The organism is Mesorhizobium sp. B2-3-4 (assembly GCF_006442315.1).
Lineage (GTDB): Bacteria > Pseudomonadota > Alphaproteobacteria > Rhizobiales > Rhizobiaceae > Mesorhizobium.
Map to the genome: position 1 here is coordinate 25,064 of NZ_VFVY01000009.1, position 19,867 is coordinate 44,930.

19 protein-coding genes are annotated in these 19,867 nt (G+C 63.2%); 9 read left to right on the plus strand and 10 right to left on the minus strand.

Going from position 1 to position 19,867, the window contains the following annotated elements:
- Positions 1-17 precede the first annotated feature (17 nt).
- Complete coding sequence (gene cysS / locus FJ967_RS15285) at positions 18-1,451, minus strand: cysteine--tRNA ligase (protein WP_140732657.1); 1,434 nt, start codon at positions 1,449-1,451, stop codon at positions 18-20.
- A gap of 416 nt (positions 1,452-1,867) precedes the next feature.
- Here cysS and FJ967_RS15290 point away from each other — a divergent pair, with 416 nt between their 5' ends.
- Entirely contained in the window at positions 1,868-2,023 is a 156-nt protein-coding gene (locus FJ967_RS15290; protein WP_137932076.1) for a hypothetical protein, read from the plus strand.
- A 78-nt stretch (positions 2,024-2,101) separates the two neighbouring features.
- Here FJ967_RS15290 and FJ967_RS15295 read toward each other — a convergent pair whose 3' ends face one another.
- Positions 2,102-2,863, minus strand: coding sequence for an SOS response-associated peptidase (locus FJ967_RS15295; RefSeq protein ID WP_140732658.1), 762 nt, complete (start codon positions 2,861-2,863; stop codon positions 2,102-2,104).
- A 126-nt stretch (positions 2,864-2,989) separates the two neighbouring features.
- Between FJ967_RS15295 and FJ967_RS15300 the strand changes: the two genes are divergently transcribed.
- The 4 genes from FJ967_RS15300 to FJ967_RS15315 all read left to right on the plus strand — a co-directional run bounded on the left by FJ967_RS15300 (position 2,990) and on the right by FJ967_RS15315 (position 5,352).
- A complete protein-coding gene (locus FJ967_RS15300) occupies positions 2,990-3,412 on the plus strand; it encodes an NUDIX hydrolase (RefSeq protein ID WP_140732659.1) in 423 nt (140 codons plus the stop codon).
- 97 nt (positions 3,413-3,509) lie between these two features.
- Positions 3,510-3,887, plus strand: a complete 378-nt coding sequence (locus FJ967_RS15305; protein ID WP_140732660.1) for a TIGR02301 family protein — start codon at positions 3,510-3,512, stop codon at positions 3,885-3,887.
- Positions 3,888-4,237: 350 nt separating this feature from the next.
- On the plus strand, positions 4,238-4,495 hold the full coding sequence (locus FJ967_RS15310; RefSeq protein WP_015318556.1) for a hypothetical protein: 258 nt from the start codon (positions 4,238-4,240) through the stop codon (positions 4,493-4,495).
- A 68-nt stretch (positions 4,496-4,563) separates the two neighbouring features.
- A complete protein-coding gene (locus FJ967_RS15315) occupies positions 4,564-5,352 on the plus strand; it encodes a hypothetical protein (RefSeq protein WP_181175889.1) in 789 nt (262 codons plus the stop codon).
- Positions 5,353-5,457: 105 nt separating this feature from the next.
- Here FJ967_RS15315 and FJ967_RS15320 read toward each other — a convergent pair whose 3' ends face one another.
- Positions 5,458-6,789 (minus strand): dihydroorotase, encoded by a 1,332-nt coding sequence (locus tag FJ967_RS15320; protein WP_140732661.1) that lies wholly within the window; start codon positions 6,787-6,789, stop codon positions 5,458-5,460.
- Positions 6,790-6,870: 81 nt separating this feature from the next.
- On the opposite strand from FJ967_RS15320, the gene FJ967_RS15325 reads away from it, so the two are divergent.
- The 3 genes from FJ967_RS15325 to FJ967_RS15335 all read left to right on the plus strand — a co-directional run bounded on the left by FJ967_RS15325 (position 6,871) and on the right by FJ967_RS15335 (position 10,572).
- Positions 6,871-7,731, plus strand: a complete 861-nt coding sequence (locus tag FJ967_RS15325) for a folate-binding protein YgfZ (RefSeq protein WP_140732856.1) — start codon at positions 6,871-6,873, stop codon at positions 7,729-7,731.
- Positions 7,731-8,366 (plus strand): HD family hydrolase, encoded by a 636-nt coding sequence (locus FJ967_RS15330; protein WP_140732662.1) that lies wholly within the window; start codon positions 7,731-7,733, stop codon positions 8,364-8,366. Before FJ967_RS15325 ends, FJ967_RS15330 begins: the two co-directional genes overlap by 1 nt.
- Before the next feature lie 64 nt (positions 8,367-8,430).
- On the plus strand, positions 8,431-10,572 hold the full coding sequence (locus FJ967_RS15335) for an EAL domain-containing protein (protein ID WP_140732663.1): 2,142 nt from the start codon (positions 8,431-8,433) through the stop codon (positions 10,570-10,572).
- A 14-nt stretch (positions 10,573-10,586) separates the two neighbouring features.
- Here FJ967_RS15335 and FJ967_RS15340 read toward each other — a convergent pair whose 3' ends face one another.
- The gene (locus tag FJ967_RS15340; RefSeq protein WP_140732664.1) at positions 10,587-11,477 is read right to left on the minus strand and encodes a fatty acid desaturase family protein; all 891 of its coding nucleotides are present in this window, start codon (positions 11,475-11,477) and stop codon (positions 10,587-10,589) included.
- A 111-nt stretch (positions 11,478-11,588) separates the two neighbouring features.
- Here FJ967_RS15340 and FJ967_RS15345 point away from each other — a divergent pair, with 111 nt between their 5' ends.
- Entirely contained in the window at positions 11,589-12,506 is a 918-nt protein-coding gene (locus FJ967_RS15345) for a LysR substrate-binding domain-containing protein (RefSeq protein WP_140732665.1), read from the plus strand.
- A gap of 16 nt (positions 12,507-12,522) precedes the next feature.
- Here the strand turns inward: FJ967_RS15345 and FJ967_RS15350 are convergent, their stop codons facing one another.
- The 6 genes from FJ967_RS15350 to FJ967_RS15375 all read right to left on the minus strand — a co-directional run bounded on the left by FJ967_RS15350 (position 12,523) and on the right by FJ967_RS15375 (position 19,837).
- On the minus strand, positions 12,523-12,795 hold the full coding sequence (locus FJ967_RS15350) for a DUF3303 family protein (protein WP_140732666.1): 273 nt from the start codon (positions 12,793-12,795) through the stop codon (positions 12,523-12,525).
- A gap of 17 nt (positions 12,796-12,812) precedes the next feature.
- A complete protein-coding gene (locus tag FJ967_RS15355; protein ID WP_140732667.1) occupies positions 12,813-14,276 on the minus strand; it encodes a RimK family protein in 1,464 nt (487 codons plus the stop codon).
- A gap of 5 nt (positions 14,277-14,281) precedes the next feature.
- Positions 14,282-15,379: a GNAT family N-acetyltransferase/peptidase C39 family protein gene (locus FJ967_RS15360; protein ID WP_140732668.1), complete on the minus strand. Its 1,098-nt coding sequence runs from the start codon at positions 15,377-15,379 to the stop codon at positions 14,282-14,284.
- Positions 15,380-15,586: 207 nt separating this feature from the next.
- Complete coding sequence (locus FJ967_RS15365; RefSeq protein WP_140732669.1) at positions 15,587-16,378, minus strand: anti-sigma factor; 792 nt, start codon at positions 16,376-16,378, stop codon at positions 15,587-15,589.
- Positions 16,375-16,893 (minus strand): RNA polymerase sigma factor, encoded by a 519-nt coding sequence (locus tag FJ967_RS15370; RefSeq protein WP_140732670.1) that lies wholly within the window; start codon positions 16,891-16,893, stop codon positions 16,375-16,377. Before FJ967_RS15370 ends, FJ967_RS15365 begins: the two co-directional genes overlap by 4 nt.
- 163 nt (positions 16,894-17,056) lie before the next feature.
- Positions 17,057-19,837 (minus strand): DUF2339 domain-containing protein, encoded by a 2,781-nt coding sequence (locus FJ967_RS15375; protein WP_140732671.1) that lies wholly within the window; start codon positions 19,835-19,837, stop codon positions 17,057-17,059.
- Positions 19,838-19,867: the final 30 nt, after the last annotated feature.

The following is a 19,867-nucleotide window of genomic DNA, read 5'->3' on the forward strand; positions in this document are numbered from 1 at the left end:
GGTCCAAGTCTCCAACCTCACCGCTTAACCTCCCATGTCGTCACACGTTCGCCGGTGGCAGGGTCCTTGCCGTCCTTCAACTGTACACCCTGCGCCAAGAGCTCGTCGCGCATGCGGTCGGCTTCGGCCCAGTTCTTGGCCGCGATCAGCGCCAGGCGATTCGCGATTGCCTTGGCGACCTTGTCCTCATCCACTTCTGCTGAGGCGACCTCGAAGCCGAGGAACAGCAGCGACGCCTTCAACGAAGCAGCGGCTTTGCTGCCGTCCGCTGCCTCGCCGGCCAACTGGGTCAGCACTTGGAATGCCGTGTAGGTCGCAAGATCATCCGACAGCGCCTCCACGACTTCAGCCGGCAACTGTCCCACCGCCGGCGCCAGATCCGCCGCGCGTTTCCATTTGCGCAGCGTGTTTTCCGCTTCCTCGAGCTTGCGCACCGAGAAGTCGATGGGTTCGCGGTAGTGCGTCATCAGCATTGCCAGGCGCAGCACATCGCCCGGCCATTTGCGACCGCCAAAGGTCTCGGTCTCCAGCAACTCGTGGATCGAGTAGAAATTGCCGAGGCTCTTCGACATCTTCTGGCCCTCGACCTGCAGGAAGCCGTTGTGCATCCACACATTGGCCATGACCGATGTGCCGTGGGCGCAACGCGACTGGGCGATCTCGTTCTCATGGTGCGGGAAGATCAGGTCGAGGCCGCCGCCATGGATGTCGAAGACTTCGCCGAGGTAGGCGGCCGACATGGCCGAGCATTCGATGTGCCAGCCGGGCCGGCCCCTGCCCCATGGGCTTTGCCAGCCAGGTTCCTCCGGCGACGACAGCTTCCACAGCACGAAATCGCCGGGGTTCTTCTTGTGCGCGTCGACGGCGATGCGGGCGCCGGCCTGTTGCTCGTCGAGATTGCGTTTCGACAGTTGCCCATAGTCCGGCATCGACGCCGTATCGAACAGGACTTCGCCTGCCGCTACATAGGCATGGCCGCGTTCGATCAGGTTCTGAATCAACGTGATCATGTCGGCCTTGCCGTCGGCGCGCGGCTCGACAAACTCGGTTGCGCGCGGCTCGACCGTCGGCTCCAGGCAACCAAGCGTGGCGACGTCGCTGTGGAACTGGTCGGCGGTCTTTTCGGTAACCCGCCGGATCGCTTCATTGAGGGAAAGCTTTCCAGCCGATATCTCGCCGCCGAAGTCACGCAGCGCCCGCGCATTTATCTTGTCGTCGACGTCGGTGATGTTGCGCACATACGTGACGTGCGTCTCGCCATAGAGATGGCGCAGCAGACGGAACAGCACATCGAAGACGATCACCGGCCTGGCGTTGCCGATATGGGCGAAGTCGTAGACGGTCGGGCCGCAAACATACATGCGCACGTCAAGCGGATCGATCGGGACGAAGTCCTCCTTCGTGCGCGTCAGCGTGTTGTAGAGGCGCGGGCCTTGTGGTGCGTCAGACATTCCATGCCTTCCCGGTTCAGAACTTCTTGTCTGGATGGAGCAAGCCCAGCGCCGAGACGCAAATCAGGCTCCAGCCTGCTGGCCGGGGCGTTTGTCCAATCTGGGGAAGATGAGGCGAAAACGTCCGGACCAGCGCGAGGCTAGCCAATAATGCAAATGCCACAAATGGCGAAAGACGTTTTCATGGGCGGCTTTATCGCCCCGACCAGTGTTGCCGTCAAGTCGCTGCCCCCAGGAAAAACGCCGGCAGGATGGGCAAACGCGTCGCCCGATCACGCGGAATCAGGCAGTGAAACATTTTATTAAACATGTCGGCACAGTCATGAAACATTCGCCGGCTAGATCACCAAGCGTCACGATTTGGTCGGAATCAACCATCAAACGCAGACACGGAAATGTTACCAGGGAAGAGAAATATGCCTCGAAGCAAGCAGGAAGCCAACCGCGCCAAGCAACCGGCGCTGGCAAACCACTATCGCGCAATCGGCCCGGCCGCCATTGTCGCCGCCCTTCTTCACACCGCCAAGAAGAAGAAGCCCGCGCCGAAGATCGTATCCCCCCGCGCCGCCTGAAGCGGCCCCGGCCGACGAAATATCCGGCACCGAGGGCGCGAACGGGCGCCCTGGATACAAGGCACTGAATGGGCTTGCCTAGAACAGCGTCATCTGACTGTCGTCCGCGCCGGGCTTCTGGCGCCTGACTTTCTCGGGCTCAGGCCCGATCTCGCCCCTCTCTTGAATCTCCGGGCCGGTGTTGGCGACCTTGTTGACAAGGTCGGAGACCGGAATCGCCTCGAAGAAATCGAGTTGGGCCGGCCGCAGCAGGTCGGCGACATCGCGCGGTTCGAGCGTGCGGCAATCCAGCCAGCGGGCAAAATCACTGGGGTCGATGACCACCGGCATCCGGTCGTGAATATGGGCGATGTCGGCATTGGCGCTGACGGTCAGGATGGCGCCGGTGTCCATTTCCGAGCCGCCCGGTTCGGCATAGGTCTCGACCAGGCCGGCAAAGGCGACCAGCCCGCCATGCCTGGGTCGGATCCAATAGGGTTGCCCCTTCTTGCCGCCGGCCTGACGCCATTCGTAAAAGCCCGATGCCGGCACCAGCGCGCGGCGATGGCGCATAGCGGCCTTGAACGAGGCCTTCTCGATCGCGCCTTCGGAACGCGCATTGATCAGCAGCGGAAATTCCCTGGTGTCCTTCACCCAGGCGGGAATGAGACCCCAGCGCACCAGCATTGCCTGCCGGTCCGGAAGGTTGGAGCCAGGGGCCCGCGGCGCGCCTGACGTCGCCATCAGGACCGGCTGCGTCGGCGCTATGTTGTAGCGGGCCGGGAAATCCTCGAGCTCGGCAAGGCCCAGCAAGGCCGCGGTCTGGTCCGGCGTAGCGGTCAGGGCGAAGCGTCCACACATGATCGATTGCGTCTTTCGATTAAGTCCGTGTTGAAAGTGGCGATCGAACCGGCGTTGCGCAACCGCTAAAGCTTGCCCATGCTGTCGATCCACAACAGACCTGCCTCAATGGGTTGATCAGGGATCATAAACACGGCACGCAAGATACTCCCGGCGGTCTCGGTAGCGGTGGTACGTGGCGACACCGTGCTTCTGGTCAAGCGGGCGCGGCAGCCCTCGCGGGGGCTCTATGCCTTTCCCGGCGGCAAGGTCGAGGCCGGCGAGACGCTAGAGGACGCGGCAAGGCGCGAACTGCTGGAAGAGACCGGTTTGCCTGCCACCGGTTTTCGCCCGCTTCGCGAGATACACATCGACGGCAGGGAGGACAGCCACCCGGTGGATTACCGCCTTACTGTGTTCGGCGCGGACTATGCCGGAGGCGAAGCCGTAGCCAGCGACGACGCCGAGACAGCCGCCTTCTATACGCTCGAGGAGATGACCCTGTTGCCGCTCGCCGGCTCGGTTTTCGCGGTCGCCGAGGGCCTTCTCGGTCAGATTCAAACGCGCTGACGCGGCGCTCAAAAATCGCCTTGCAGGCGACAAATTGTTTCGCCACAAGGCTTATGTTGTCTTGCCAGCCACGACGTCTCAGGCCGTTTCGGTAGATATGAACCGTCCTTCAATAGTCCTCGCCATTTGCCTCGCCGTCGGCGCGGCCGCTCCGGCGCGGCCTGCGTTCAGTGCCGAGTCGCCGTTCGAGCCGGGGCTGATGCGGCTGGCCGAGGTTCTGGGATCGCTGCATTTCCTGCGCAATCTGTGCGGCGAAAAAGGCGACCAATGGCGGGGCGAAATGGAAAAGCTGCTCGATTCGGAAAATCCCGATCCTGATCGCCGCGCTCGCTTCATCGCCAGCTTCAACCGGGGCTATCGTTCCTTCGGCGGCACCTATACCCAGTGCACGGCTTCGGCCACCGAAGCCATCAGCCGCTATATGAGGGAAGGCGAGACGCTGTCGCGCGACATCGCCTCGCGATACGGCAACTGAGCGTCCATCAACAGAAATAAGGCCCTTGGCCTGACATCGCCGTCATATCCGCTTGTGCCAATGGTGGCTTGGTGCAATCCTCATGTTGCACTTCTGCAACAGCGTTAATCAAACGTTACCGCGCGAATGCGGAATTAACTCAAACTGAAGGTTTTCGCCCCGCAGGCCGGCCTAATCGGCTAAGTTTGATCCGGGTTGAAACGCAGCTTCGCCAGACACAGTTGGCCCCTGTAAAAAACGATCAAAAAAATGTCGTATTTACAGACACTTACTTGGAGCCGCGTGTGAACAGAACAGATCAAGCCTGATCCACACTGATGGGTCGCCGCTTGAAAGGGTGGACATCGCTTATGGAACATGCTGCCAATGACATCGATGCGCTGGTCAGGGAAGAAAAGCGCCTGACGGCGGTCGAGAGCCACAGCGAAGCGTGGGCGGAAGGCCTTTCGGCAGGCATTGAACCCGAGATCATTGCCGAGGCGGCGCTCGAGACCGCGTTCGGTGAAATGTTGCGCGCCAATGGCGAGACCTCGGCCCTTGCCCTGCTCGACCGCATGCGTGAAAAGGTGATTGCTGGCGCCTTCGAACCCGAGCGGCTGCGGCACTGAACCGCTTTCGGTTCTTTGACGAATAGATGCCGATCGGGCGGCATGCCCGGAGCAAGGAGATACGGGCAGTGAACTTTCCGATGTCAGGCAGGCCGAAGGGCCTGGTCCTCCACATCCGCTTCGCTGCTTGCTGTGCCGCGATTGCCCTGGTGACGTGCCTAGCAAGCAGCCCTGCCCATGCTCTGAGCGAGATCAAACGCGAAGAACTCCCCGCACCAGTCACACCGTCGGCGGATGACGACGTTTCCTCGCCCGGCAACACAATCCCCATGCCGGATCCTTTGGGAACGGCGCCCTCAACCAGCCAGCCGCCTGCCCCGGACGCAGCGGAGCCGGACAGCCCCCCGGATGGTGGGAGCAACAGGCCACGTGTCGATCCGGAGGTGCCGCTGCCCGAAGTCGTCTACGATCTTGGCAAGCTGCCAGAACCCGTGCGGCGCATGCATGATCTGATCATCGAGGCCTGCAAGGGCGGCGATATCGAGAAGCTCAGGCCCTTGATCGGCAAAGGCGAGAGCATGACCCAGCTGTCGCTGGCCGATATCGATGGCGACGCCATCGCCTTCCTCAAAGGGCTGTCCGGCGACCCGGACGGCCAGGAAATCCTGGCCATTCTGGAGGAAGTGCTCTCCGCCGGCTATGTGCATGTCGATGCCGGCACGCCGCAGGAACTCTATGTCTGGCCGTACTTTTTCGCGCTGCCGCTGGACAAGCTCGACGCCAAGCAGCGGGTCGAGCTGTTCAAGATCGTCACCGCCAGCGATTTCGACGATATGAAGCAGTTCGGCGCCTACATCTTCTATCGCGTCGGCATCACGCCCGCCGGGCAATGGACCTTCTTCGTCGCTGGCGATTGAAACAGTCGCTATGTTATCAGGCCGGCGGCGTTCTTATCGACGCCTGCATGCGGCCAATGCGACTGGCTTCGCCAATCAAAGGCGTCAAGCATTCCGGCCGGTCGCCTATCCTGGCAGCGCCTCGGAAAATTCCACCGCCCTGCCCTGTCCCGGCATGACGATTTCGCCCTCCCACATGACGCGCCGGCCGCGGATGACGGTGCCGACCGGCCAGCCGGTCACCTCCCTGCCGTCATAAGGTGTCCAGCCCGCCTTCGAGCCGGCCTGCGCGTTGGTGATGGTCTCGCGGCGCTTCATGTCGACAATGGTGAAGTCGGCGTCATAACCGGCCGCGATGCGGCCTTTCCTGGCCATGCCGAAGATGCGCTGCGGGCCGTGGCTGGAGAGATCGACGAAGCGCTGCAGGGTCAGCCGGCCGGCATTGACGTGGTCGAGCATGATCGGCACCAGCGTCTGCACACCGGTCATGCCCGAGGGCGACGCCGGATAGGACTTTGCTTTCTCGGCCAAAGTGTGTGGCGCGTGGTCGGAGCCGAGCACGTCGACAATGCCTTGCGCAATGCCATGCCAGACGCCGTCTCGGTGACGCTTGTCGCGTACCGGCGGGTTCATCTGGATCAGCGTACCGAGCCGCGCGTAATCGTCGGCGCTCAGCGTCAGATGGTGGGGCGTGGCCTCGCAGGTCGCGACATCCTTGTGCTGCTCGAGGAACAGGATCTCCTCGGCGGTCGAGATGTGCAGGACATGGATGCGGGCGCGAACGTTGCGCGCGATGCGCACCAGCCGTTCGGTGCAGCGCAAGGCGGCGATCTCGTCACGCCAGACCGGATGCGATGACGGGTCGCCCTCGACGCGCTCGCCCAGGCGCTCGCGCAGCCGGAACTCGTCCTCCGAATGAAAGGCGGCGCGGCGGCGGGTGTTTCTCAGGATCGAGGCGACGCCTTCATCGTCCTCGACCAGCAGATCGCCGGTGGACGAGCCCATGAAGACCTTTATGCCAGCCGCCCCCGGCAGACGTTCGAGGTCGCCGACATCGCCCGCATTGTCGCGGGTGCCGCCAACCCAGAAGGCGAAATCGCAATGCATGCGGCCGCTGCCGCGCCGGACCTTGTCGGCAAGCGTCGCCTCGCTGGTGGTCAGCGGGTTGGTGTTGGGCATCTCGAACACGGCGGTAACGCCACCGAGCACGGCCGCCCGCGATCCCGTTTCCAGGTCTTCCTTGTGCTCCAGCCCCGGTTCGCGGAAATGCACCTGGCTGTCGACGACACCCGGCAGGACATGCAGGCCGCGGCAGTCGATCGTCTCACCGGCCGACGCCTGCCGGAGATCGCCGATGGCGGCGATGCGTCCATCCCTGATGCCGATGTCGCGCTGCCCCTCGCCGTCATGATTGACCACCATGCCGCCTGTCAGGATGAGGTCGTAGGTGTTGGCCATGGCGATTGATCTCTTGCGGGGGGGATGTCATCGGCTTACGTAATGACCAACCGTTTTGCAAGATCAGGCCTTTATCCGTTCATGCCCTTTGCCCTGCTGAAAGACCGCGCGCTCATCTCCGTCTCCGGCCCGGATGCCGAACACTTTCTGCAAAACATCCTGACCACCGATCTCGACGCGCTTGGCGCGCACGAAGCAAAACCCGGCGCGCTGTTGACGCCGCAAGGCAAGATTCTGTTCGACTTCCTTATCTCGCGTACCGGCGAAAGCGCGTTCCACATCGAATGCCGTGCCGACGTTGCGGACGATTTCATTCGCCGGCTGATGCTCTACAAGCTTCGCGCCAAGGTCGAGATTGCCAAGTCGGAACAGGCGCTTGTCACGATCGCGTGGGGAAAGGAGTCAATCGCCTCAGAAAATGATTCAACGGCTGTTGCCGACAGGCGTTTCAACGATGAAGGCGTCACCCGCTCCTATGCCGGCATGATGGAGAGGGACGACATAGCCGCTTGGCACGCCTTTCGCATCGCCCACGGCGTCGCCGAAAGCAATGCGGACTACGCGTTGAGCGACGCTTTCCCGCACGACGTTCTGCTCGACGAGATGGGCGGCGTCGGTTTCAAGAAGGGCTGCTATGTCGGCCAGGAAGTCGTCTCGCGCATGCAGCATCGCGGTACGGCGCGGCGGCGCGTGCTGATTGTCCAGGCCGGGCTTCCCCTACCCCCGGCGGGTACCGAACTCACCGTCGAGGGACGGCCGGTCGGCACGCTCGGCTCCAACGCAGGCACGACCGGGCTCGCCGTCGCCCGCATCGACAGGGTCAAGGCGGCGCTCGATGCCGGTCAGCCGATCCTGGCGGGCGACGTACCCGTGACGCTCGCCATTCCTGCCTGGGCCAGATTCAGCTTTCCGCAGGAAACCGTCGGCGCGGAGGAGGCCTGATGGCGGCGGACCGTGCCGGCGCGCCGCCACGCGCCTGGCAGCGCATGCTGTCCGGCCGCCGGCTCGACCTGCTCGACCCTTCGCCGCTCGACATCGAGATCTCGGACATCGCGCACGGGCTCGCCCGCGTCGCGCGCTGGAACGGCCAGACCAGCGGCGACCACGCCTTTTCGGTTGCCCAGCATTCACTGCTGGTCGAGGCGCTGTTCAACGAACTGATGCCCGAGGCCTCGGCGGACGACCAACTGGCGGCACTGCTGCACGACGCGCCGGAATATGTCATCGGCGACATGATCTCGCCGTTCAAGTCGGTGATGGGCGGCAGCTACAAGGATTGCGAACTGCGCCTGCAGCGCGCCATCCACCTGCGTTTCTCGCTGCCTCCCGAACCGGCTGCCGGACTGCGCAAGGAGATCAAGCGCGCCGACCAGATCGCGGCCTATTTCGAGGCGACGCTGCTTGCCGGCTTTTCCACGACCGAGGCGACCGAGTTCTTCGGCCGCCCGCGCGGTTTTTCCGCCGAGCGTTTCGACCTCACGCCACGCTCGGTTATCTCGGCACAGAACGCCTTCCTGAAGCGGTTTTCGATGATCGAGACGTCAAGACACCGCGCGGCGACGTCCGCGCTAGGGTAGACAACGCTAAATTAACCCGAAGCGTCAACAGTACGGTGTTCGATCAGCACCGCAGGGGCGCCTCATGCCCGTCGTGGATGTCAAGGATGGTTCGGTCGTCCCGGAGCGGGCGGCCGAAGGCATGGAACGCCCGCGTCGCGTGCGAGATGAGCTGCGCGAACAGAATGAACGCTTTTCAGCCGCTGTCGAGAACATGTCGCATGGCCTGTGCATGTTCGACGCCGACGAGCGCATGATCATCTGCAACGGCAACTACATCGACATCTTCCATCTTAACGCCAAGGTGATGCGGCCAGGCATCCGTTTCATCGACATCCTGCGGCACAGCGTCGATCTCGGCGTCGCATCGCAAAGCGCCGACGAGCTCTATGCCATCCGCAAGCCCTATATCGACCAGGCGAAACCCTCTACCTACGAAGAAATCCTGTCCGACGGCCGCATCATCCTCATCTCGCACCGGCCGCTGGCTTCGGGTGGATGGGTCTCGATCTACGAGGACATCACCGAACAGCGGCGCGCCGAGCAGGATCTCAAGGAGCAGCATCGCCGCTTCGACGCTGCGCTCGCCAACATGTCGCAAGGCCTGCTGATGTACGACGCCGACGGCAAGATGATCGTGCGCAATGGGCGTTTTCTGGAACTCTACGGCGTCACGGCGGCCGATTTTCCGCTTGGCACGACGCACCGCGACGCGCTCGAACGGCTGCTGAAACTCGGCATCTACACAAAGATCGACGTCGACAACGAAGTCGCCCGGACCGAAGCCTGCCGGCGGGCGGGGAAAATGCACTCGACGTATCGCCATCTCGCCGACGGCAGGACTATCCTGGTCGTGCGCCAGCCGATGATCGGCGGCGGCTGGGTGGCGACCTTTGACGACGTCACGGAACGCCGTCTGGCCGAAGAGCGCATGATCCATCTTGCGCATCACGACACGTTGACCGGACTGCCCAACCGATCGATGTTTCGCGAACGGCTCGACCTTGCGCTCGAGGATACGGCCGCCAGGCCGCTCACGATCTTTTCGCTCGACCTCGACCGCTTCAAGGCAGTCAACGACACCTGGGGGCATCCTGCCGGTGACTGGCTGCTGAAGAGCGTGGCCGAACGACTGCAGCATTGCCTGCGCAACGATGCGGACATGATCGCCCGTTTCGGCGGCGATGAGTTCGTCATCATCCAATCCAACTCCGGGGCCACTGCCGATGCCGAGAAACTGGCGAAGCGCATCGTCGAGGCAATCGCAAAGCCATTTCGCGACAAAAACCGGGACATGCATATCGGCGTCAGCCTGGGCATCGCCGTTTTTCCCGCCGATGGCCGTGATGCCGACACGCTGCTGAAGAATGCCGACACGGCGCTCTACCGGGCCAAGAGCGAAGGGCGAAACCTCTATCGCTTCTTCGAACCTGAAATGGACGCCGTCGTGCAGGCCCGCCGGGCGCTTGAAATCGACCTGGAGGCAGCACTGCCGCGCCAGGAATTCGATCTCGATTTCCAACCCCTCATGCACATCGCCTCGGGCGAGATCGTCGGTGCGGAGGCCTTGATGCGCTGGCACTCACCAGCGCGTGGCACTGTCAGGCCCGATCACTTCATTCCGGTCGCCGAAGAAACCGGGCTGATCGTGCCGCTTGGCGAATGGGCGCTGAGGGAAGCCTGCACGGCGGCTGCAAGCTGGCCGCCCGGTCTGCGCATCGCCGTCAATGTTTCGGCGGTACAACTCAAAAGCGGCGGGTTTGCCCGCGCCGTCATCTCCGCGCTGGCTTTCTCCGGCGTGCCGGCCGCACGACTGGAACTGGAAATCACCGAAACCGTGCTGATGGACGAGAGCAAGGCCGTGCTGAAGACGCTGCGCGAGTTGCGTGAGCTCGGCATCCGCATCGCGCTGGACGATTTCGGCACCGGCTATTCCTCGCTCGGCTATCTCAGGCGCTTTCCGGTCGACAAGATCAAGATCGACCGATCATTCATTCGCGACATCGGCAACCGCGACACGGCGGCGATCGTTCGCTCCATCATCGGGCTCGGGAACGAGCTTGGCATCATCGTCACGGCCGAGGGCGTGGAGACCGAAGCGCAACTCGACATGCTGCGCGACAATGGCTGTGTCGAGGCGCAAGGCTACCTGATCGGCGTGCCGTCGAAGGCAGCGGACCTCCAGCGCCTGTTGACCTCGCGTGCGCCGCACAGGCAGACAGGCTGAGGCATCGGGCAAGCTCAGTTCAGCGTTTCCAGGTATTTCTCATGGAAGCTGACATAGCCGGGCTCGACCACCTTCAGATGCCGCTCGATCAGCGCATGAAACTGCGGCAGCTGATGAAAAGGCACGCCGGGATAGGCGTGATGCTCGGCATGGAACGGCATGTTCCAGGCAAGCTTGCGTACCGCCCAATTGGTCAGCGTCGTCCTGGTGTTTTCCAGCATGTTGGCGACGAAAGGACAGCGGCCGTGCTCGGCCAGCAGATAAAGGCGCAGGAATGGTTGTCCAAGCAGTGCCGGCAAGAGCCAGACATGGAGCAGCACACTTGCCTTGAACCAGATGGCAAGCGCCAGCAGCACGACGTAGAATCCGATCATCGCGCGTGCCTCGGCACGCACTTTGGGCAGGCCTTTCGGCGGCACATAACTATCGCGGCAGCCGCCACGCGCGTTGGTATAGAGCGTCCTGAAATGCCCCAACCATACCGGCAGGCCCGACACGTGGGCAATGTATTGCCGCATGGTCTCGGGCTTCGGGAAGGCGAGTTCGGGATCGTTTTCCGGATCCTGCGTGTAGCGGTGGTGAGCGAAATGGAAGTAGCGGAACCAGTCGGCCGGCAACGCGATCGCAAGACTGCACAGACGGGCCACGCCGTCGTTCAGCCACTGCGTTTGGAAGGCCGTGCGGTGGACCGTCTCGTGCAGCAGCGTGAACAGAAACACGATCAGGATGCCTTGCGGCAGCATCAGCAACGGCCAGAACGGCACCTTGGCCGCGATCAGCGATCCAATGATCACGATCGCACCCAAATGAGCGCCAAGCTGGAACAGGCCCGCGGCATCGGATTTGGCCGTCAGGCGGTTGCGCTCTTCCGGTGTCAGTGACGCGATGATGTCGCGATGGTCCATCGACTTCGATCCAGTTGAAGGGTTGATGATCCTACTCTACCTGGCGAAAAAGCTTTCCAAAAACGACGATTCCTGCGATTTTGGTAAGGTAATCTTATCTATCAGGCGATCATGGCCACGCTTCCATCTCTGAAAGGACTTCAGGCTTTCGAGGCCGCGGCGCGCACGGGCAGCTTTGCCGCGGCAGCGGAGGAGCTCTCGGTTTCGGCCGCCGCCGTCAGCCAGCTGATCCGCACCGTGGAAGAGCAGATGGGCCGCAAGCTGTTCCATCGGGTCAACCGCCGTGTTGTCCTGACCGAGGCCGGCGTGGAAATGCTGCCACGGCTGACCATGGCCTTCCAGGAGATCGGCAGCGTCTCGCGCGAACTCAGCGGCGATGCATTGCGCCCGCGCCTGGTGGTATCGGTGCCCCCGTCCATGGCCATGGGCTGGCTATCGCAGCGTCTGGCCGGCTTTGTCGCGAGGCACGGCGCCGCCGACATATCGCTGCGGGGCGACGACGACCCGGTGCCGTTCGACCGCGAGCTGATCGACATCAGGCTCTCCTACGGACCACATTATCGCGAGCACCCGACCGAGGATATCGCGGGGGATGCGGTCTACCCCGTCTGCGCCCCAAGGCTTGCCGGCATGGTCAAGGCTGGCGGCGAACCGCTCGCCGGGCTGCCGCTGATCCATACCGACTGGGGACCGACAGGAGCGTCTTTTCCGTCCTGGCGCAACTGGTTCGAGGCGGCCGGTGTTGAACCTGGCCGGGCGGCGCAGCGTGGCCTTTCAGCCAATTCGTCGCGCGCGGCGCTCGATCTCGCCATTTCAGGACTGGGCGTGGCGCTGGCGCAAGGGGTCTACTGTGCCGAAGCGCTGGAGGACGGCCGGCTGGTCCGACCCGCTGAAAGGGCGATCGCCCTGCGCCAGCCTTATTGCCTGACTGTCCCGGAGCGGAGCGCGAGGCGCGACGTGGTGACGGCTTTTCGCGATTGGTTGATTGGCGAATGCCAACGCGCCGTGGGCTCATCGGCGTTGCGCTGACCGGGAGAGGTGATGGTCAGAGGTGGCCGCTCAATGCCACCACCATGTCCTTGTTGGTCGCCACGGGCACGATCTCGAACTCGACCAGATCGGCCCATTCGATGACCCATCGCTGCAGGAGCGTAACGTCATCGGTCTCCACCAGCAGGAAACAGCGGCTCATATCCGCCGCGATCCAGCTGTGGTGCACGACAAGTTCCTCCGGCTTCAGGCGGCCACGGTCGCGGAAACGGCGATAGATTTCCTTGCGATCACAACCGGTGAAATCCTCGATGACAATGAACTGCATATTGCTCCTTGGCGGGATTATCGCCCCGGCCGGTCCAGTCGCTCCAGGAACCACTGCGTCAGCCGCACCCAGACCTCGTCCTTCTCGCCGGAATCCTCCCAGCCATGGTCGAGATTGGGGTTGTCGTTGACCTCGATGACGAAGACGCCGTCCTTGGTTTCCTTCAGGTCGACGCCATAAAGTCCATCGCCGATGCAACGGGCCGCCTTGACAGCGGTTTCGACGACATGGGCCGGTGTCTCCTTCAGCGTGAAGGTCTTGATGCCGCCTTGATCGGGCTTGCCATTGGCCTTGTGGTTGACGATCTGCCAGTGCTTCTTGGCCATCAGGTAGTGCACGGCGAACAGCGGCTGTCCGCCGAGCACGCCGACGCGCCAGTCATATTCGGTCGGGATGAATTTCTGCGCTATGAGGAGGTCGGAATCCTCCAGCCATTCGGTTGCAAGCCGTGTCAGTTCTTCCAAATTCTCGCATTTCTTGACGCCGCGCGAGAAGGAGGAATCCGGAATCTTCAGCACCAGCGGGAAGCCCAGCGTCTGTGCGGCCAGTTCGAAATCCGACGTGCCGGCGATCATCACCGTCGGCGGCACGGGCACCTTGTTGTAGGCCATCAGTTCGTTGAGATAGACCTTGTTGGTGCAACGGATCATCGACAGCGGATCGTCGATGACCGGCATGCCTTCCTGTTGGGCGCGGCGGGCGAAACGATAGGTGTGATTGGAGATCGAGGTGGTCTCGCGGATGAACAGGGCGTCGTAGTTCGCCAGCTTGGCAAGGTCCTTCCTGGTGATGGGTTCGATTTCGACCCCCATCTTCTCGGCGATCTTGGCCCAGTAACGCAGCGAGGAGATTTCCGAGGGCGGCAATTCCTCATGCGGATCGACCAGCGTGGCAAAGGTGTAGCGCGCCGGCGTGCGGCCCTTGGTGTCGCGCCACTCGCGGTTGGTGTAGGTTTCCAGGCACTGGATGAAGCTCTTTTCCTCATCCTCGGTCATTCGCGCCAGCGGATGGAAGCCGATCTTGCGGATGGAGGCCCATTCGGCGCTGTCCTTGATATGGACTTCGAGTGCCGGCGCGCGGAACCAATCGAACAGAAGCTTGGCGAAACGGTCCCAGACCTTGGACGGCCCGATGCCGAAAAAGATACAGACCTTCGCCGGAAAGGCGCCGCCGAGATCCTTGCGGCATTTGTTGAGCGCGAGTTCCAGCTCGGGCAAGGCATGCTCGTAGAGCTTGCGTTCCGACAGGTCGATCATCGTCTCGACCGTCGGGATGACCTTGTGTCCACGCGAACTCGCCAGCAGCGAGGCATAATAGCCGCGGCTCTGGTAACCGTAATTGTTCGACAGGTTGATGACTTTCGGCCGCTGGCCGCGGAACAACGCCGGATGCGCGAGATAGTCGCGGTTGGTGATGATCTTGTGCGGTGTCGCCACCTGATCGAGATCGCTTTGCCGGCCGGTCAGGATAACCCAGGTCATTGTTATCAGCGCTTCCCCAAAGTGATGGCCGCGCGCAGTCCGTCGCGGCCGAACTGCGCCATGTTCATGAAGATGCCGTAGGGCACCGGAATGTTGGCGGCATCAAGGATGGTTTCCTGCCTTTCATCCTCGACCCAGGGATCGTGGATCAGAATATGGTCGCCGTCATCGCCGATAGCCAGTACCCAATGCGGCACCTTCTTGCCGAACATCAGGAAACCGCTGATCAGCACCAGCACCAGTTTCCCCCCGGCGAGAGCCGCCCTGATATCGTCGATGGTAAACGGACGGTAATTCACCGGTATGCCGTAAAGTTCCGCGCGGCGGCGAAAGTCGACCTGCGCAAGTTCCATCACCCGACGCTTGTCCTCGCTTCGAACGGATTGCAAGAACAACGCGCCATAGAAGGAGACGAAGATTTCCGCCGCGAGCCCGCTTTCGTACCCCGAGACGGCCAAGCCGAACGGCTCGCAACCACCCGGCCCCGACATCATGAAGACGGTCGTCGCCTCGCGCCAGAGGCGAATTTCCATCACCGGATCCGGCACGAACCCACGATCGAAATTGGCCATGGCCATCATCAGGCAGCACGGGCCGCAGGTGAACTCGCAGGTCTGCGGATAAAACGGCACCTTGGTGGCGACGGGAAGATCGCCGCGCAAGGTCTTTTCATAGCGCAGCGCCGTCTCGCCATCCGAATAGTAGCCCGGCTCGCGGCCGATTTTGCGATAGCCGGCCTGCTCGTAGATGCGGATGGCGCGGCCATTGTCCTCGCGTACTTCCAGACGCAGCATCATGCGGTCATGTTCGAAGGCCGCCTCCTCCGCCGCCGAGAGCAGCTGTCGGCCAATGCCGAGCCCGCCGAAAAACGGTCCAACGGCAATGGAATAGAGCCGTGCCACCCCACTGCCCTTGCGAAACAGCACGATCGCGTAGCCGCCGACGCGGCCATCGATTTCGGCGACCAGCGTCTCGGCGGTCTCGCGCTCGATGAACTGGCGGAAGGAGCGTCGGGAGATGCGGTCGCTCGAAAAAACGGCTTTCTCGATGGCGGCGAGATCATCGACGTCGGAAGCGCGGGCCGTGCGGATCTCGGCAGGCATGCGGCTTGAGAAAACCCCGATTGCGTTGCGGAAACGGCCCCGGTCAAAAGCGTCGCGAACACCGGCCGAAGCACCGGCATTCATCAAGCGCTATCGCTCCTTGATTAGGGCCGAATTGTGACAGTTTCCCCAGCGGCAGGGAAGCCGGCAAGCTTTGAACGGAATCGTCGTTTTCAAGCCCGCCGGCGGCGCGGGATCGCAACCGGCTCAGCTCGCCAGACCGGCCAGAAGCTGGCCATAGGCGCTCTTGGCCACGACCGCCAATTGCTCGCGCGGCAGCGAACCGACGACGGCGCAGCCATAGCCCTTGTCCAGCCAGTAGACCGCCTGCGGACCATCCTGCGCCGAAGCATAGGTGCCCCTGGCATTCTCGGTCGATTCCGCCGTCACGAAGAGAGATATGCGCTCGCCCTTGTCGTCCTCGTAGAGCAGCATCGCAGCCTTGCTTTCGCCGGCCGGCAGCAACCTGCCACCGATCAACTGGAAGCCGTTCGCGCTCAAATCCGGCGCCACCAGCTTCAGGCCGACCCGGTTGGACAGCCAAGTCTGCAAATGATCCTTGTCGCTGGCCGGGACTTCGACCGCGTGCCGTTTCTCCGCAGCGTAGATGACATGGGCGGCGATCGCCTGCTCGGCGAGCAGATCCTCCGCCGGATCCTCCTGCCCGAGGCCGTCCATGCCGGCAAAGTAGCCGCCAAATCCGCCCACGGCCAGAAGCGCGGCCGCGGCGGCGGCAAGCCACCAGCGCGAGCGCGGCACCGCGGCTTTGACCGGCGCTTCGCCGAGCACCACCTTGCGCAAACGGGCGGGAACAGGCTCGTCAAGCACGCCGGCAAAGGCGGCGCGCAATGCCTCCCGGTCGGCGGTGAAACGGACACTCCTTGCCTTCATCTCAGGATTGCCATCGAGCCAGGCTTCATAGGCGACGCGCTCGTCGGCCGGCAACTCGCCATCGAGCGCCATGTGAATATCCCGTTCGGAAAAATCGCGGCGGATCATTTCTCGACGATCCTTATGGCGCGACGGCGAGCCGTATCGTCCAGCAATCCGCGCAGTTCCTCACGCCCGCGCGCGATGCGCGACATCAGCGTGCCCGCGGGCACGCCCAGAATGTTGGCGGCTTCGGCATAGGAAAAGCCCTCGATGGCGACCATGACCAGCGCCGCGCGACGATCGGGGCTGATCGTCTGCAACGCGTCGATGATTTCGCGCGAGGCGATACCCTCCAGCTGTTCGGCCGGCTGGGCAACCGCCTCGCCCGCCTCTAGCGGCAGCATCGCCGCTTCGCCGCGGCGGTTCACCTTGCGCATCTGGTCGATGAACAAATGATGCATGATCGTAAACAGCCACCTCCTGGGGCTTTCTCCTGTCTGCCAGTTGTCGAGCCGCAACAATGCGCGCTCGAGGCAGTCCTGAACGAGATCGTCGGCGGAATCGCGGTCGCGCAGCAGAGAGCGCGCGTAGCGGCGCAGACGCGGTATTTCGCCAAGGAGTGCTGCCTTCTTTTCGTCCATGACCGCTGGTTCTGAGGTCGCCCTTGTTGATCCCGATTGAACGCGCCTTCCCGGCACGGCGCAAGCGGCCAGCGCGAAGCGGTCCGCCGCTCCGGTCACCCAAGCAATGAGAGAACGCGGGCGAACGCCGGTTTATTCCCACACGGCGTTGAATTCCCGCCATTTATTGCTCGCTGGCCGTCAGCTTCTCCCTTGCCGCGCGCGTCAGAAGCCGCTGGTAGAACAGACCGATACCGATCAGCACCGCGCCCAGGCCGATGAAGGACAGCGCCCTCAGCACGCCTTCCAGCTCCGACATGTCGAACAGGAAGACCTTCAGCACGGCGATCGCGATCAGCGCGGCCGAGGCGATGCGCAACACCTGCGATTTCAGCCAGACTCCGGCGGTGAGCAGCACAACGCCAATGACCAGCCAGAGCGCCGAATAGGTGTAGGTCTCCAACTGGCCAAGACCACTCCACAGGCCGATGAACTCGCCCTTGAACAGGCGCCGGACCGAAAGCGTGGCGTAGGCGAAGGCAAGCAGCGAGGCCAGCAGTGCCAGCATGGCCGAATACCATTTCGGCCGCTTGCCCCTGACATAGAGAGCCAGGCCACCGGCTGCGATCGCCGGCAGGAGATAGGCCAGGAACAACAGGTTGAAGACCGGAATCCGGCCTGTCGACTCGTCCGTGAACAGCGGGTTCAGCACCAGGAAATGCTGGATGACGACGAAGGCGACTGAGATCACTCCCGCCGCCATCGAGCCATAGTGCAGCACCGAGCTTGGCGAACGCCGGTCGATAGCGACCAGGATGGCGCCGGCACCGATGGCGATCAGCGTATAGATCGCCTGCTCGGCGAGCGTCGGCGCGTCGCTGTTGATGACGCCGCCATGCATGGCATGGCGCACCAACATGGCCAGCGTCAGCAACGCGAACAATGCCGCGGCCGCCTCCATGGCAAGGCGCGGCTGACCGTTCGTGGTGCGGGCGAGCTGCCAGGCGGCGAGGCCGAAGGCGAGTGCCGGCACGCCATAGCCCGGCAGCAGCCAGTTGAAGACCGGTGTCGTCGACAGGAACTCCGCGCCGACGACGGTCGGGTCGAAAGCAACTCGGCTGAGCACCGCTATGGCGGCGGCGACCGAAATCCAGCCGAGAACCGGATAGGAGCGCCAGCGCGTGGCCAGCGCCGGCAAGATGGCCGCGGCGCCGATCAGGATGGTGGTCCAGCCGGAACCGAAAGCCATGTGCAGCATCAAGAGACCGGCGACGGCCGCGCCTGCCAAGGCGAAGGATACGGCCGTGCCGCCCTTGAGCGGCGGCTCTTCGGCGCGCGCGATCCATTCGCCGCCGGCGGCGAAAACAACGACCAGCAACGCCGCGCCCGCGGCATAGACAAAGTCGCGGTCGAGATTGCCGTAGGTGAACCAGAGCGCCAGCAGGATGACCAGCGGCGCTATGACACCCCATGCGGCCCAGGAGGCTGCCCGTATCCGCGCTGCGGCGGCGAAGCGGCGGGCAGCCCACAAACCGGCGACGACGAAGACAAGGCCTAGGCCGATACCGATGCGCAGCGTCAAGGCGTTTCCAGTCGCCACCGGCAAGCCGTCAAAGCCCAGATTGCCTTGTGACAAATCGGAGCCGATGGTTGTGGGTGGAATGATGCCGAGATGGATCATCACGGTCACGACACCGGCCGCATGCAGCAGCGGCACCGCGCGAGGTCGATAGAGCGCGGTGCCGACGAGGGCAACGAGAACCAAGGCGCCCGGCAACGCGTAGCCGGCAGCGACAAATGTCGAGTCGACCGACAGGCCGAGTGCCGAAAACGCGACGAAAGCTCCCGGCACGATCGATGGCCAATCGAAGCCGTCCTTCGCGATGTCGGCTCCGCCGACACGACTGCCCAGCCAGACGAAAGCAAGCACGACGAGCGTGACGGCGTTGATGAACAGCACGGCGGAGAGGTCCACCCCAGGCGCATCCATCATGTAGAGGATGGTCCAGACGCCGGTGCCAAAGAAGGCCGCGGCCATCAGCGATTTCCAGTCGCGGATGCGGGCGATAACGCCGGTGGCGGCGAGCACGATGGCGAGGTAGCCGAACAGCGCCCAGACATTCGGCGCGGTCGAGGCGACCAGCGCCGGCGTTGCCATGGCGCCGATCAGACCGATGCCGGCCAGGGCCTGGCCATGGACGAGAGCGGCGGCGATCGTGGCGACACCAATGGCGCCGAGCAACGCGAACGCCAGCGCCGGTCCGATAAAACCATAGATACCATGCGCGGCATAGACGGTGCCGAACAGGATGAAGGCGCCGGCAGCCGTCAAAATCGCGGGAATATAGGCGCCGGCAACCCCTTGCACCGGCACCTTGAAGCCGGTGCGACGGATGAATTCGCCGGCGCCGACCAGCACCAGGCCGAGCAACCCTGCCATGGTGAGCCGCACGCCGGGACCGAAAATGCCGGCCTCTATGGTGTAGCGGATCAGGAACAGGCCGCCCAGCGCCAGCGCTATGCCGCCGACCCAGACCGCCCACCGTGTCCCGAGTGCGGTCTCGACGTCTGACTGGCGAGCGGCTTTGGCGACCGCGGCCGGTGCCTCTTCCGATGTTTTCGGCGTTGCCTGTGGTGCGCTCCACGGACCAGGCACGCTTTCCTCAGCCGGGATTTTCGCCTCGGTTGCCTGCGCAGGCGCGGATGGCGGTTCGCTAGGTTTCGGCTCGCCGGTTGCCGGCTCGCTGATTTGCGTTGGGGCGATATCGGCCGCTGACGCGGCCACCGGTACCGTATCGGCCCTGCCCTGTTCCGACGGCTTGGCCGCGACCGGCACGGCACCCGAGAGCACGAGACTGCGCAGCGCGCCAAGCTCGCGCTCGATCAGACCGATGCGCCCCTGCTGACGCGAAATGATGACGAACAAGGCGATGATGGCGACAAGGCCGATCAAGCTTTCAAACATGGCGGTTCCCCCAAACCAGGCCAGTCTTCA

Excerpts from the sequence above, each read along its gene's own strand:
- cysS (WP_140732657.1), bottom strand. The coding sequence starts at position 1,451 with ATGTCTGACGCACCACAAGGCCCGCGCCTCTACAACACGCTGACGCGC.
- FJ967_RS15290 (WP_137932076.1), top strand. The coding sequence starts at position 1,868 with ATGCCTCGAAGCAAGCAGGAAGCCAACCGCGCCAAGCAACCGGCGCTG.
- FJ967_RS15295 (WP_140732658.1), bottom strand. The coding sequence starts at position 2,863 with ATGTGTGGACGCTTCGCCCTGACCGCTACGCCGGACCAGACCGCGGCC.
- FJ967_RS15305 (WP_140732660.1), top strand. The coding sequence starts at position 3,510 with ATGAACCGTCCTTCAATAGTCCTCGCCATTTGCCTCGCCGTCGGCGCG.
- FJ967_RS15310 (WP_015318556.1), top strand. The coding sequence starts at position 4,238 with ATGGAACATGCTGCCAATGACATCGATGCGCTGGTCAGGGAAGAAAAG.
- FJ967_RS15320 (WP_140732661.1), bottom strand. The coding sequence starts at position 6,789 with ATGGCCAACACCTACGACCTCATCCTGACAGGCGGCATGGTGGTCAAT.
- FJ967_RS15325 (WP_140732856.1), top strand. The coding sequence starts at position 6,871 with ATGCCCTTTGCCCTGCTGAAAGACCGCGCGCTCATCTCCGTCTCCGGC.
- FJ967_RS15330 (WP_140732662.1), top strand. The coding sequence starts at position 7,731 with ATGGCGGCGGACCGTGCCGGCGCGCCGCCACGCGCCTGGCAGCGCATG.
- FJ967_RS15335 (WP_140732663.1), top strand. The coding sequence starts at position 8,431 with ATGCCCGTCGTGGATGTCAAGGATGGTTCGGTCGTCCCGGAGCGGGCG.
- FJ967_RS15340 (WP_140732664.1), bottom strand. The coding sequence starts at position 11,477 with ATGGACCATCGCGACATCATCGCGTCACTGACACCGGAAGAGCGCAAC.
- FJ967_RS15345 (WP_140732665.1), top strand. The coding sequence starts at position 11,589 with ATGGCCACGCTTCCATCTCTGAAAGGACTTCAGGCTTTCGAGGCCGCG.
- FJ967_RS15350 (WP_140732666.1), bottom strand. The coding sequence starts at position 12,795 with ATGCAGTTCATTGTCATCGAGGATTTCACCGGTTGTGATCGCAAGGAA.
- FJ967_RS15355 (WP_140732667.1), bottom strand. The coding sequence starts at position 14,276 with ATGACCTGGGTTATCCTGACCGGCCGGCAAAGCGATCTCGATCAGGTG.
- FJ967_RS15360 (WP_140732668.1), bottom strand. The coding sequence starts at position 15,379 with ATGCCTGCCGAGATCCGCACGGCCCGCGCTTCCGACGTCGATGATCTC.
- FJ967_RS15365 (WP_140732669.1), bottom strand. The coding sequence starts at position 16,378 with ATGATCCGCCGCGATTTTTCCGAACGGGATATTCACATGGCGCTCGAT.
- FJ967_RS15370 (WP_140732670.1), bottom strand. The coding sequence starts at position 16,893 with ATGGACGAAAAGAAGGCAGCACTCCTTGGCGAAATACCGCGTCTGCGC.
- FJ967_RS15375 (WP_140732671.1), bottom strand. The coding sequence starts at position 19,837 with ATGTTTGAAAGCTTGATCGGCCTTGTCGCCATCATCGCCTTGTTCGTC.